The organism is Nonomuraea sp. NPDC049378, assembly GCF_055586745.1.
The window spans coordinates 133,305-145,526 of the sequence record NZ_JBVJHP010000005.1 but is presented as its reverse complement, the minus strand read 5'-3'; the positions used below and the strand labels follow the sequence as shown (position 1 = coordinate 145,526).

General features: G+C 71.4%; 12 protein-coding genes. 4 read left to right on the top strand and 8 right to left on the bottom strand.

Going from position 1 to position 12,222, the window contains the following annotated elements; all coding sequences use genetic code 11:
* Positions 1-4: 4 nt before the first annotated feature.
* From ACZ6SA_RS12770 to ACZ6SA_RS12745, 6 genes are read right to left on the bottom strand one after another with little or no spacing between them, the layout of a single operon-like run.
* Positions 5-1,603: a SpoIIE family protein phosphatase gene (locus ACZ6SA_RS12770; protein WP_465827944.1), complete on the bottom strand. Its 1,599-nt coding sequence runs from the start codon at positions 1,601-1,603 to the stop codon at positions 5-7.
* On the bottom strand, positions 1,600-3,255 hold the full coding sequence (locus ACZ6SA_RS12765) for an ATP-binding response regulator (protein ID WP_465827942.1): 1,656 nt from the start codon (positions 3,253-3,255) through the stop codon (positions 1,600-1,602). Before ACZ6SA_RS12765 ends, ACZ6SA_RS12770 begins: the two co-directional genes overlap by 4 nt.
* Positions 3,252-4,256, bottom strand: coding sequence for an ATP-binding SpoIIE family protein phosphatase (locus ACZ6SA_RS12760; RefSeq protein WP_465827941.1), 1,005 nt, complete (start codon positions 4,254-4,256; stop codon positions 3,252-3,254). The genes ACZ6SA_RS12765 and ACZ6SA_RS12760 overlap by 4 nt, the downstream gene beginning before the upstream one ends.
* Positions 4,257-4,304: 48 nt before the next feature.
* Entirely contained in the window at positions 4,305-4,706 is a 402-nt protein-coding gene (locus ACZ6SA_RS12755; RefSeq protein ID WP_465827939.1) for an ATP-binding protein, read from the bottom strand.
* The gene (locus tag ACZ6SA_RS12750; protein ID WP_465828207.1) at positions 4,703-5,068 is read right to left on the bottom strand and encodes an STAS domain-containing protein; all 366 of its coding nucleotides are present in this window, start codon (positions 5,066-5,068) and stop codon (positions 4,703-4,705) included. The genes ACZ6SA_RS12755 and ACZ6SA_RS12750 overlap by 4 nt, the downstream gene beginning before the upstream one ends.
* Positions 5,068-5,883: an STAS domain-containing protein gene (locus ACZ6SA_RS12745; protein WP_347643039.1), complete on the bottom strand. Its 816-nt coding sequence runs from the start codon at positions 5,881-5,883 to the stop codon at positions 5,068-5,070. The genes ACZ6SA_RS12750 and ACZ6SA_RS12745 overlap by 1 nt, the downstream gene beginning before the upstream one ends.
* A gap of 159 nt (positions 5,884-6,042) precedes the next feature.
* Here ACZ6SA_RS12745 and ACZ6SA_RS12740 point away from each other — a divergent pair, with 159 nt between their 5' ends.
* Together ACZ6SA_RS12740 and ACZ6SA_RS12735 are read left to right on the top strand one after the other, a co-directional pair.
* A complete protein-coding gene (locus ACZ6SA_RS12740) occupies positions 6,043-6,858 on the top strand; it encodes an alpha/beta hydrolase (protein ID WP_465827938.1) in 816 nt (271 codons plus the stop codon).
* Between the two features lie 117 nt (positions 6,859-6,975).
* Entirely contained in the window at positions 6,976-7,620 is a 645-nt protein-coding gene (locus ACZ6SA_RS12735; protein WP_465827936.1) for a biliverdin-producing heme oxygenase, read from the top strand.
* A gap of 9 nt (positions 7,621-7,629) precedes the next feature.
* Here the strand turns inward: ACZ6SA_RS12735 and ACZ6SA_RS12730 are convergent, their stop codons facing one another.
* Entirely contained in the window at positions 7,630-8,769 is a 1,140-nt protein-coding gene (locus ACZ6SA_RS12730; RefSeq protein ID WP_465827935.1) for a Fic family protein, read from the bottom strand.
* A 110-nt stretch (positions 8,770-8,879) separates the two neighbouring features.
* On the opposite strand from ACZ6SA_RS12730, the gene ACZ6SA_RS12725 reads away from it, so the two are divergent.
* On the top strand, positions 8,880-9,488 hold the full coding sequence (locus tag ACZ6SA_RS12725; protein WP_347643035.1) for a TetR/AcrR family transcriptional regulator: 609 nt from the start codon (positions 8,880-8,882) through the stop codon (positions 9,486-9,488).
* Positions 9,489-9,501: 13 nt separating this feature from the next.
* The gene (locus ACZ6SA_RS12720) at positions 9,502-10,914 is read left to right on the top strand and encodes an MFS transporter (RefSeq protein WP_465827933.1); all 1,413 of its coding nucleotides are present in this window, start codon (positions 9,502-9,504) and stop codon (positions 10,912-10,914) included.
* Between the two features lie 6 nt (positions 10,915-10,920).
* On the opposite strand, the gene ACZ6SA_RS12715 is transcribed toward ACZ6SA_RS12720, so the two are convergent.
* Positions 10,921-12,153, bottom strand: coding sequence for a cytochrome P450 (locus tag ACZ6SA_RS12715; protein ID WP_347643033.1), 1,233 nt, complete (start codon positions 12,151-12,153; stop codon positions 10,921-10,923).
* Positions 12,154-12,222 lie beyond the last annotated feature (69 nt).

Genomic DNA, 12,222 nt, shown 5'->3' with positions numbered 1-12,222 from the left:
GAAATCAGGGATCACGGCGCAGGACGACCAGCGCGACGTCGTCCTCGCGCACGCCGAACGCCCCCAGCATGCGCTCGGCGAACTGTTCCAGGTCGTCCTCGACGGTCTCCGCCAGCCGCCTGGCCACCTCCAGGCTGTCGTCGAGCGGGGTGTCCCGGTCCTCCACGAGCCCGTCGGTGAACAGCACCATCGTGCCGCCGGGCGGCAGTTTCAGCCGGTCGACCTCATAGCGTTCCGGCAGCACGCCCAGCAGGAGGTTGCCCAGGCCGTGGTAGGCGGCGCCGGGCCCGGCGAGCAGCGGCGGGAGGTGGCCCGCGTTGGCCACCTCGGCCTCGCCCGTCACCGGATCGATGAGCACCATGCAGACGGTGGCGGTCACGCGGGGGTGATAGCGCCGCATCATCCGGTTGAGCAGGTCGAGCGAGGCGCGCAGGTCGACCTGGGCGATGAGCGTGGCGCGCATGGCGTGGCGGATCTCCGCCATCACGGTCGCGGCGTGCAGCGAGTGCCCCTCCACGTCGCCGATCGCCACCAGCACCCGGTGGTCGATCGGCAGCACCTCGTAGAAGTCGCCGCCGACCTCGACGTTGTCGACGGCGGGCTGGTAGCGCACGGCCACCTGCAGACCGGGCACCCGGGGGATGCCGGCAGGCAGCAGGCTGCGCTGCAGGGTGAGCGCGATCGCGTGCTCCTCGGTGTAGGCGCGCAGCGCGTCGACGGCCAGCGCCAGCTGCTGGCCCACCTGGCGCAGCAGGTTGACCTCGTCCGCGTCGAGCGGCGGGCCGCTCGCCACGCCGAGGTAGATGGGCGACCTCGACTTCCTCGTCCGGCAGAGCACGCCGGTGCTGGGGCCCTCCGCGTTCACGCCGGGCAGGAGAGCGTGCCAGCCGGCGGCTTCGACCGTGAACACCTGGGCTTGCGCGGCCCCCTCCGGCGCCATCCGGGAGAGCCGGTCGAGCACGTCGGGACCGGCCGTGTGGGAGGTGGCCTGCTCGCCCGGCCAGGCGCAGAAGCGCCGTGTCCAGCCCTCCGGCAGCAGCGCCAGGGTGCCGCAGAACCGGCCGAGCAGGTCGGCCGTGCCCTCGGCGGCCACCGCGAGCACCTGGTCGAACGTCTCCGCCTCGTTCATCGACAGCGTCACGCCGGCCAGCCGGGCCAGCCGCCCGGCCATGAGCTCCGCCTGCCACCGCGCCCGGTAGTAGCGCAGCATGGCCCGCACGGTGGCGGCGAACTCGGCGGGCTCGATCGGCTCGATCAGGTACGCGTCGGCGCCGCGTTCCAGCCCTTCGGCGCGGTCGGCCACGGTGATGGCGTTGGCCGACACCTGGACGACGGGGATCGACGCGGTGGCCGGATCAGCCTTGATCCGCTCGCACACCTCGAACCCGGACATGTCGGGCAACCGTACGTCGAGGACGACCAGATCGATCTGCCGGCCGGCCAGCTTCCGCAGCGCCTCCTCGCCGCTGCTCGCTTCGACCACGCCGTGCCCGGCCCTGCGCAGCCATCTCGCGAGGATGTAACGCTTGGTGGGCGTGTCGTCGACCACGAGGACGGTTCCCGGCCGGCTGTCCGCCACGGGGACGGTTTCCTGACGCGTCACGCTTCGCCCCCTCTGGCCTGGCGGATGGCCTGGATCAGCTGATCCCTGCGCAACCCGTGCTTGGACAGAACCGCCCGTCCCTCGGGCGCGTACCGCGGCTCCACGGTCACCACGACCACGGGGATCCGGCTCAGCCGATCGTCCTCGGCCATGCGGAGGAGCAGCGCGTGGCCGTCGACGCGCGGCATGAGCAGGTCGATGAGGATCACGTCGGGCGGCTCGGCGGCCATCGCCTCGAGGGCGGCGGCGCCGTCGGCGGCCTCGTCGACGTGGGTGGCGAAGCCGTGCAACATGCGGCGGGCGGCCGCGCGGAACACCTCGTCGTCGTCGGCGACGAGCACCCGCTCCAGCTCGGGCGGGCCGCCGTGGTGCGGCAGCCTGAGCGTGGCGGTGGTGCCCTCGCCCGGCGTGCTGGACAGTTCCAGCGTCCCGCCGAGCGCCTCGGCCAGCCGGCGCGCGTACGGCAGGCCCAGGCCGGTGCCCCTCGCCCCGGCCTGGAAGGAGCCCGGCACCTGGTAGAAGTCCTCGAACACGCGCTTCAGGTGCTCGGTCGCGATGCCGATGCCGGTGTCGGCCACCGTGATGACGACCTCGTCCCTGTCGTCGTCCGCGCGGGCCTCCAGCCGCACCTCGCCGCTCTCGGTGAACTTCAGCGCGTTGGACAGCAGGTTGCGCAGGATCGTGACGAGCATGCCCTCGTCCACGTACAGCGTGGCGGCCTCGGGCGCCACGCTGTGGCGCAGGTCCACGCCGCCCCGCCCGCTCGTCGGGCGCATCGTCACGTGCAGGTGCTCCACCACGTCCGTCAGGCTGATCCTGGCAGGGTGCGGGTCGAGACGGCCCGACTCGGCCTTGGCCATGTCGAGCAGCTCGCTGACGAGCGCCAGCAGAGTCTCGGCCGACCTGCCGATGAGCTCGACCTGGTGGGTCTGCTCCTCGGTCAGCGGATCGCCCCCCGGGCCCGCCAGCAAGCGCACCAGGCCGATGACCGAGTTGAGCGGGGTCCGCAGCTCGTGGCTGACGGTGGCCCAGAAACGGTTCCTGGCCTCGGTCGCCTCGCGGAGCTGGCTGGACTTCTCATCCAGCTCCGCGTAGAGGGCGACCACTCCCCTGTTGGTCTCCTCCAGCTCGGCCGAGAGCTGGTTGTACATCGCCAGCACGCCCGTGTTGGTCTCCTGCAGCTCGGCGTTGAGCCGCAGCACGTCATCCAGGGTCGCGGCCAGTTCCCTGTTCTGCTCCCGTAGCTCGTCGAGGACGGAGACGGGCGCCAGCCGGGCCAGCCCGTCGCGGATGCCGGCGACCTGACCGTGCCACGGCCGCTCCCGCAACCGCTTGGCGAGCGTGACGTGCCCGTCGTCCAGCTCGACCTGGTCGACCAGCCGGCCCGCCAGCCTGACCCCCTCGGACCCGGCCAGGCCGGATCGTTGCCCGTGGCTCAGGGTGATCCGCAGCTCGTCGTCGCCGAGCGCGATCACCGCCGCCGCGCCGGGGCCGTACACCTCCCTGCCGACCTCGCTGAGCGCCGTCGCCACCCGGACCTGGTCCTGCGGCTCGAGCCCGGCCAGCTCGGCGGCCGCGCGGCCGAGGCGGCGCAGCACGAACACGTCCTTCCCGGCGTCGAGGCGGACGCGAATGAGCTCGGCCGCCTTCACGGGCCCGGCCTCGCCGCCACCACGCACACGTCGTCGCGCCTGGTGCCGGCCTCGCGCAGCAGGCACGCGGCGATCACCGACGGGGTGCGGGCGAACAGGCCGGGTACGTGCGCCGGGTCCCAGCGTTCCGACAGCCCGTCCGAGTGCATGATCACGGTGGCGTGGCCGGGCAGCTCGTACGTGAGCTGCCGCAGCCGCGCCCCCTGGTGGCCGGCGATGCCCGGCACCGACACCATGCCCTGCCGCCCCTGGGCGTGCGCGACCCACCCGGACACGTTGCCGAGCCCCGCGTAGGTCACCGCGTCGCCGGCGAGGCGCGCGACCGCGACCGCACCTCCCCTCGTGACGCCCATCCTGCGGTGCAGGTGATCCACGATGGCCAGCGGCTCCCGCTCGCACACCTGCGAGAACAGCTCCACGGCCAGTTGGGAGGCCTGGGCCGCGATGTGGCCGTGGCCCAGCCCGTCGCAGACCATGACCGTGGTGGCCGGGCCTGTCGTGGAGATGGCGAAGGAGTCGCCGCACACCTCCTCGTCGCCGATGGGCCGCGTCAGGCCGCTGGCCGCCGCCGGCGGAGCGGGCCGGCGGCCGGCGGTGAAGTGCATGGCGAGCACGGTCCCCCTGCCGGGCAGGGAGTGCACGTCGTAGCCGGTGGCGATGCGGGCGATGGCGCCCATGCCGATGCCGAGCGTCCCGGATGAGGAGTAGCCGTCGCGCAGGGCTCGGGCGACGTCGGCCATGCCCGGCCCCTTGTCGAAGGCGATGAGCTCCACCGTGGCGGGGGCCTCGGGATGGAGGCGGACCATGACGCTGCCCTCGACGGCGTGCTTGACGAGGTTGGACACCGCCTCGCTGACGGCCACCGCCATCTCCGCGGCCAGCGTGGCGTCGAACCCGGCCCGCTCGGCCAGCTGCACGGCCCGCCGGCGTACCGCGCCCACCACGCTGGGGTCTTCGGCGCGGACCCAGGCCTCCATCCGCCGGCTGGTCACGTAACTCATCTCCGGGCTCGTCTCCGGCCCATTCCCCGGGCCCATTCGCCGGGCCATTCACCGGGCCCATTTCGTCACCGTCACCGTCGTGCCTCTTCCCGGTTCGGACAGCAGGTCGAACTCGTCGACCAGCCGGCGTGACCCGCCCAGCCCGAGCCCCAGGCCCGTGCCGGTGGTCCAGCCGTCGGTGAGCGCCCGCTCGACGTCCGCGATGCCCGGCCCTTCGTCGCTGACGACCAGCTTGAGCCCGCGTTTCGGCCCGTTCTCGACGACGTGGACGCGCACCTCTCCCCGCCCCGCGTAGACGAGGGCGTTGCGCGCCAGCTCGCTGGCGGCCGTGATGATCTTGGTCTGGTCGATGAGGGACAGCCCCGCCTCGATGGCGGCGCTCCTGACGAGCCGGCGAACCGCCACGACGTCGGCGCTGCCCGCGATGGCCGTCTCCCGCCCGGCACTCACGGCACCGCGCCCCTGACGTGGCTCAGCAGCGCAACCCCTTTCTCCAGGTTGAGCGCCGTACGGACGCCGCCGAGCGAGAGCCCGAGCTCCACGAGCGTGATCGCCACGGCCGGCCGCATGCCGACGACCACGGCGTGCGCGTCGAGCATGCGGCACATCTCGCCGATCGTGGCCAGGATCCGCCCGGTGAACGAGTCGACGATCTCGACGGCGGAGATGTCGATGATCACTCCTCTGGCCTCGCGAGAGACGACCATCTCGGCCAGGTCTTCCTTCAGCGCGAGCACGGTCTGGTCATCCAGATCGACCTGGATGGAGACGATCAGCAGGTCGCCGAGCTTGAGAATGGGCACCCGCTCCATCACGCCTGCTCCGCCCGTACGCTGACGCGCGTGGCCGGCCCGCCGCTCACCTGCACGCCGCTGCGGCTGAAGGCGTGGGCGAGCGCGTCGGCCAGCGACGTCTTGGTCACGATGTCGCCGAACTCGATGCCGAGCGTGACGATGGTGTGCGCGATCTGCGGGCGGATGCCGGAGATGACGCATTCCGCGCCCATGAGCCGCGCCGCGAACACGGTCTTGAGGAGGTGCTGGGCGACCTGCGTGTCGACGGCGGGGACGCCGGTGATGTCGATGACCGCGTGCTCGGCGCCGGTCTCCACCAGCGTCTCCAGCAGCTTCTCCATGACGACCTGGGTGCGGGCGGAGTCGAGCGTGCCGATCAGCGGCACGGCCACGATGCCCTCCCAGAGCTTGACCACCGGGGTGGACAACTCGAGAAGCTGCTCCGCCTGATCCATGATGATCTTCTCGCGGGCCTGCGCGTACGCCTCGAACGTGAACAGGCCGAGGTCGTCGATGAGGCGGGCGACCCGGATGAATCCGCGCAGCACCTCGTCGTCGGCGTGGTCGACCACGACCTCGTACAGGGCGCCCTTCAGGCCGAAGACGGCCTTGGAGGTCTCGGCGGGCGAGTAGCCGGCGCGGGCCCGCGAGCGCGACAGCTCGGCGAGCAGGCCGCGCAGGTCGGCGAGGTCGCGCCCGCCCTCCTCGATGGCGCCGAGTATGGCGCCGTAGATCTCCGCCAGCTCGTCGCGCTGCGCGTTGGCCGCCTCCGCCCACCGGCGGATGGCCTGCTCCTCATGGGTGCGGAGCAGCTCCCCCAACCGCCGTTCCACGTCTGCATGATCGGACAAGATCTCTCCAGCGGGGACTCTCGATGTGCTCTTCCGGCATCCCGGTACACCTTCCCTGCCCAAAGTCACCCCCGAGTACTACGTGCAGGTTCGAACCGTGCGGGGACGCGGATTACCCCGCGGCCTCCATAACGTCGCGGCATGTGCAGAAACCTCGCCGTGGCCGGGCTTGTCGCGACCGGCGCGTTCTTGCTGTGGCCGGCTCCGCCGGGCGGGCGGCTGGTGAAGATCTACGGAGAGCTGAAGACAGCCGACCGGGTGGCGGTCATCGTGCCGGGCGCGGACACCACGGTGACGACCTTCGACGACGGTCCCGAGCGGCCCGGGGGCGCGGCGCGGGCCCTGCTGGCCGAGGCCGCCCGGCTGGCGCCGCACGAGCGGCTGGCGGTGGTGGCGTGGCTGGGCTACGACGCCCCGCCCACGCTGAGCCTGGGCGCGATCGCCGACGGCGCGGCCGGCGAAGGGGCCGGCGAGCTGCGCCGCACCGTCGCCAGGCTGCGCGGGCGCACGGACGCGCCGGTGACGCTCCTGTGCCACAGCTACGGCTCGGCGGTGTGCGCCAAGGCCATGCCCGGCCTGCCGGTCTCCGACCTGGCCGTCTTCGGCAGCCCCGGCGTCGGCGCGCCGTCGGCCGCGGCCCTGACCGCTCCGCCCCGCACGGGGTCCGTCCTGGCCTCGCACGGTGGGCCCGCGCAGCCGCGCATCGGGGCGTCGCCGGGTGTGCCCGCCCGGCCGCGGGTGTGGGCGGGGCTCGGGGCGAACGACTGGATCAGGTTCGTGCCCAAGACCAAGCTCGGCCCGTTCGGGTTCGGCACCGACCCCATGAGCGCCGCGTTCGGCGCCCGCGTCTTCGACGCCGGCTCTGGCGGGCACAGTGACTATTTCGCGCCCGGCAGCGCGTCGCTGCGTAACCTGACCCTGATCGTGCTGGGGCGATCCGAGCAGGTCACCGGTTGAGCGGGGCCGGGCGGGGTAGGACGAACTTTGATGACATGGTGTCGTCATCAGCTTGACGCGGGCGAGCACCGTTTGTGACACTTCGTCATGAAAACACCAGCGGAGTAGAGGTGAGCTGTGACGACGTCGTTCTCCGAGAGCCTGCGAAAGGCCACCTGGGCCGACCACGAGTCGGCCGAGTCCGAGGGCTATCTCACCGAGCTCATGGCCGGCCGGTTGAGCGAGCACGAATACGGAGAGATGGTCGCCCAGCACTACTTCGCCTACACCGCGCTCGACGGGGTGTCACGGGAACTGGCCGAGCACCCGGTGGCCGGCCGCTTCGTCTTCCCCGAGCTCTACCGCGAGCCCGCTCTCGAACGCGACCTCGCCGCCGTCTACGGGCCGGGCTGGCGCGACCGGATCGCGCCGTCGGCATCCACCGAAGCCCTCGTGGCGCGCATCCGCGAGACAGCCGGCTGGCCGGGCGGCTACATCGCCCACCACTACACCCGCTACCTGGGCGACCTGTCCGGCGGGCAGTTCATCCGGATGGAACTGCAGAAGATCTACGGCTACGCCAGGGGCGGGGGCGTCGACTTCTACTTCTTCGACGAGCTGGGCAGCCTGCCCCGGTTCAAGACCGAATACCGGTCCCGGCTCGACGCGCTGGAGCTCGACGACAGCGAGCGGCAGCGCGTCGTCAGCGAGGTCAAGCTCGCCTACCGGCTCAACACCGCGGTGCTCGCCGAGCTCTTCCACACCGTCAGGGCCGCCGCCTGACCGCCGGCCCTAGCCGGCGTCCTCGCGATAGGGGTCGCGCAGCGGGGCGGCGCGCCCGGCGAAGTCGGCCTTGATCTCGGCCATCCGAGGGCCGGCCTCGTAATAGCGGCCCTTCGTCTCTCCGTAGGGCCGCAGCCAGCCCTTGGCCGCCAGGTCGCGCAGGTCACGGGCGGCCTGGCCCTGGCTCAGGTCCTCGTCGGCCTGATAGCGGCTGCGGCGCAGGCGCCTGCTCACGAACGCTTCGTACAACGCCGAGACGCACCGCGTGTTGAGCCCGTCGGCGTCGACCCGCTCCTCCAGCAGGGTCCAGATCTCACCCGCCTCGGCGAGCCGGCGCCGGACGCGCTGCGCCTGCATGTGATGCGCCTTCAGGCAGAACCGCACCCAGGGAAGGGTGTCACCGTGCGGGCTCCATCGGCGCCCGCCGACGGCGCCGAGCACGTCGTAGTATTCGACCGTGGTGCGCTGCTCCCCCAGCCATTCCTCGATGGAGGCGAACTCGGGGGTGGTGATCCGGTCTCTGCCCAGCACCAGGGTCTGCAGGGCACGAGACATGCGGCCGTTGCCGTCGCGCCACGGATGAATGTTCACCAGGTTGAGGTGGGCCATCGCGGCCCGCACGTAGCTGAGGGCCGCGAGGTCGCCCTCGTTGAGCCACGTCACGAGCTCGCCGAGGAGCCCCGGCACGACTTCGACGTCCGGTCCCTCGTAGACGACCTCGCCGGATCGCCCGTTGCGGATGAAGACGCTTCCCGGCCTGACGACGCCGGGGGTCTTGTGCCGGTGGTGGCCGATCATCATGAAGTTGAGCGCGTTGAGCACTCCCGCGTCGTAGCGGAACGCCGGCGCGCGCGACAGCAGCGTGATGTAGGTCAGCGCCTGCTGGTAGCCGGCGATCTCCTTGGCGACCGAGGCGGAGGTTTCCAGCGGCTCTTCCCCCGCCATGATCGACTGGATGTCCTCCACCCCCGCCCGGTAACCCTCGATGGAGTTGGAGCCCTGGATCGCCCGTGCCTGGAGCTGCCTGCGGAGCTGGCCGTCCCATCGGTGGGTCTCGGCCAGGCGGAAGCGCAGATCCTGCCGCATGTCCTCGATCTCGGCGAGCACCGCCTTGTCGGCGGGGTCGAGGGCCGGTGTGCCGTACAGCATGAGGCCATGGAAGCATAGCCGAATCTTCCAAGCAAATGAATGAATGATTCGATTAAATATGTCCGGTATGTTCCGCAGGCGAGATCGCCCGTACGCCGTACCATGGGCATATGCCCCGCATCTCCGCGGCCACCATCGGCGAGCACCGCGCCCAGACGCGCGACCGCATCCTGCAGGCGGTCTCGCGACTGTCCAGGGAGCAGGGCATCGACGCCATCTCCATGACCGACGTGGCCGGCGAGGCCGGCATCACGCGCACCGTGCTCTACAACTACTTTCCCGACAAGACCGCGCTCCTGCTGGCGTTCACCGAGCGGGTGACCCGCTACTTCATCGACAGCTACGAGCGGGAGCTGCCCGCCGACGCATCGCCCGCCGACCGGTTGCGCGCGTTCGTCCGCCTCCAGCTGGCCGGGCTGCTCGCGCATCCGCATCCGGGGGCCGCCGACCTCAGCGCGGCCCTCGGCCCCGACGCCTACCAGCGGCTGGCCGAGCACGTCGCGCCCATGCAGCGCGTCCTCGTCGAGATCCTCGACAGCGGCCAGGCGTCCGGGGACTTCCAGGTGATCGACGTGCCCGCCACGGCGCGGATGGTGCTCGCGGTCATCGGCGCGGAACGGGTGCCGCTGATCAGCGGCGACGTGACGGTGGAGGCGGCCGCCGAGCTGGTTTCGGCGTTCGTCCTGCGAGCCCTCGGAAGCGAGACCGGGCGGCGGTGACAGGATTGGGCCCATGACCTCCGGGCCCAACGAGCTGCATGCCGGCGACCATGTCGAGCTCAGGTCGGCGCGCGGCCGCTGGATCCTGTTCGCGACGGTGCTGGGCTCGGGCCTGGCCCTGCTCGACAGCACGGTCGTGAACGTCGCGCTCCCCTACCTCGGCAGGGAGCTCGACGCGGGCATGGCGGGGCTGCAGTGGACGATCAACGCCTACACGCTCACCCTCGCCGGGCTGATCCTTCTCGGCGGCTCGCTCGGTGACCGCTACGGCCGGCGCACGATCTTCGTCATCGGCGTCGTGTGGTTCGCCGTGGCCTCCGCGCTGTGCGGGCTGTCGCCGAGCATCGAGTTCCTGATCGGGGCCAGGGCGCTGCAGGGCATCGGCGGCGCGCTGCTCACGCCCGGCTCGCTGGCGATCATCCAGGCGTCGTTCGTCCGGCACGACCGGCCGCGCGCCGTGGGCACGTGGTCGGGGCTCGGCGGGGTGGCCAGCGCCATCGGGCCGCTGCTCGGCGGTTGGCTGGTGCAGACCGCCGGGTGGCGGTGGGCGTTCCTGATCAACCTGCCGTTCGCGGCGCTCATCGTCTTCGTCGCCCTGCGGCACGTGCCCGAGAGCAAGGACGAGCAGGCCGCGGGGCGCTTCGACGTGCTGGGCTCGGTCCTCGCGGCGCTGGCGCTGGCCGGGATCACCTACGGGCTGATCCAGGAGGGCGCACCGGCGCCGCTGCTCGCCGGGCTGCTGCTGGGGGCCGCGTTCGTGGCGATCGAGGTGCGCAGGTCGCCGGACGCGCTGGTGCCCGTCGACATCTTCCGCGACCGCGTCTTCACGGCCGTCAACGTGGTCACCCTGATCATGTACGCGGCCATGGGCGTGGTGTTCTTCCTGCTCGTGGTGCAACTCCAGGTCGTCTCCGGCTTCTCCCCCATCGCCGCCGGGCTCGCGATGTTGCCCACGACGATCCTGATGATGCTGCTGTCGGGCCGGGCCGGTGAGCTGGCCAAACGCATCGGGCCGCGCTGGCCGATGACGGGCGGGATCCTGCTGGCGGGCGCCGGTTTCCTGTGGATGAGCACCATCGGCTTCGGTGCGTCCTACCCGCTCCAGGTGCTGCCCGCGGTGTTCGTCTTCGGGCTGGGGCTGTCGGGCGCGGTCGCGCCGCTCACCGCGACCGTGCTGGCCACGGTCGAGGACCGCCACGCGGGCACGGCCAGCGGCGTCAACAACGCGGTGGCCCGCACCGGCAGCCTGTTCGCGGTGGCCGCGGTGCCGCCGGTGGTCGGCCTGGTCGGCGACGCGTTCGAGAACCCGCCGGTGTTCGACGCGGGCTTCAGGATGGCGATGCTGATCAGCGCCGGCATGATGGTGGTGGCGGCGCTGATCACGTTCTTCACCATCAGGTCGAACGTCCTCGTGTCCGACGACTAGCGACGGCTAGAGGGCGAACGCCTGGCTGCGCACGCTGTTGTCGAAGTTCGACAGGAGCAGCTCGGGCTCGCCGACCGAGCGGATGCCGGGCAGCCTGGTCAGCAGCTCGCGGAACATCGTCCGCAGCTCCTGCCTGGCCAGGTTGGCGCCGAGGCAGAAGTGCGGCCCTGGCCCGCCGAAGCCGACGTGCGGCTTGGTGTCGCGGGTGATGTCGAACGTGTCGGGGTCGGCGAAGACCGACTCGTCGCGGTTGGCCGAGCCGTAGAAGAGCACGACCTTGTCGCCCTTCTTCAGCTCCAGGCCGCGCAGCGTGCAGTCCTCGGTGACCGTGCGCCGGAACTGCATGATCGGCGACACGAAGCGGACCATCTCCTCGACGGCGCCGTTGATGTGCGTGTCGAAGTCGCTCATCAGCAGCTCGCGCTGCGCCGGGTTGTCGGTGAGCAGCTTGATGCCGTGGGCCATCGTGTTGCGGGCCGTCTCGTTGCCCGCGACCAGGAGCAGCGCGAAGAACGAGCCGAGCTCCTTGTCGGTCAGCTTCTCCCCGTCGGGGTTGGCGTTGACCAGGAGGGAGACCAGGTCGCCCTGGGGGTTGGCGACCCGCTCGTGGCCGAGCTTGATGACCATGCGCTGCAGGGCGAGCAGGGCCAGCATGTTCTGGCCGGCCATCTGGACGCTGCGGGCCAGGCTGGGCCGCACGCCGGTGTAGGCGGTGGAGATGTCGACGTGCTGGTGCACCTTGGCCCGCAACTCGTGCGGGATGTCGAGCATGTCGCAGATGACGTGGATGGGCAGCCGGGCGGCGACCTGCGAGACGAAGTCGCGCGGACCGTCCTTGACGACGTCGTCGACGATGCGGGCGCAGGCCGCCTCGATGTCGCTCTGCAGGCCGGCCAGCATCTTCGGGCTGAACGAGCGGGTGACGATCCTGCGCAGGCGGGCGTGGCGCGGATCGTCCATGTTGACCATCGACTCCCCGAACACCTGCTTCACCCAGCCGGGCGGCTCCGGATTGGTGACGGCGGGCTCGCTGGAGAACACCTTGGCGTTACGGCTCGCCTCGACCACGTCCGCGTGGCGTACGAGGGCGTAGAAGCCCTTGCCCGAGCGGAGGAGCGGGACCTTCTTCTCCGGGAAGAACACCGGGAGCTCCAGCTGGCGGAGCCGGGCGAACGCCTCATTGCGCTCTTTGGGCGGCTTGCGCCAGAAATCCAGATCAGCGAGGTCGATGTCGTCCACCCGACTATCCTGGCACGGTCCCGCGCCGGCCCCGACACGGGAAATTCCGCGTCCACAGGGCTCGTCGCG

What these genes read in the sequence shown, in the direction of transcription:
- ACZ6SA_RS12760 (WP_465827941.1), bottom strand. Translation starts at nt 4,256, where the DNA reads ATGAGTTACGTGACCAGCCGGCGGATGGAGGCCTGGGTCCGCGCCGAA.
- ACZ6SA_RS12750 (WP_465828207.1), bottom strand. Translation starts at nt 5,068, where the DNA reads ATGGAGCGGGTGCCCATTCTCAAGCTCGGCGACCTGCTGATCGTCTCC.
- ACZ6SA_RS12740 (WP_465827938.1), top strand. Translation starts at nt 6,043, where the DNA reads ATGTGCAGAAACCTCGCCGTGGCCGGGCTTGTCGCGACCGGCGCGTTC.
- ACZ6SA_RS12730 (WP_465827935.1), bottom strand. Translation starts at nt 8,769, where the DNA reads ATGCTGTACGGCACACCGGCCCTCGACCCCGCCGACAAGGCGGTGCTC.
- ACZ6SA_RS12725 (WP_347643035.1), top strand. Translation starts at nt 8,880, where the DNA reads ATGCCCCGCATCTCCGCGGCCACCATCGGCGAGCACCGCGCCCAGACG.
- ACZ6SA_RS12720 (WP_465827933.1), top strand. Translation starts at nt 9,502, where the DNA reads ATGACCTCCGGGCCCAACGAGCTGCATGCCGGCGACCATGTCGAGCTC.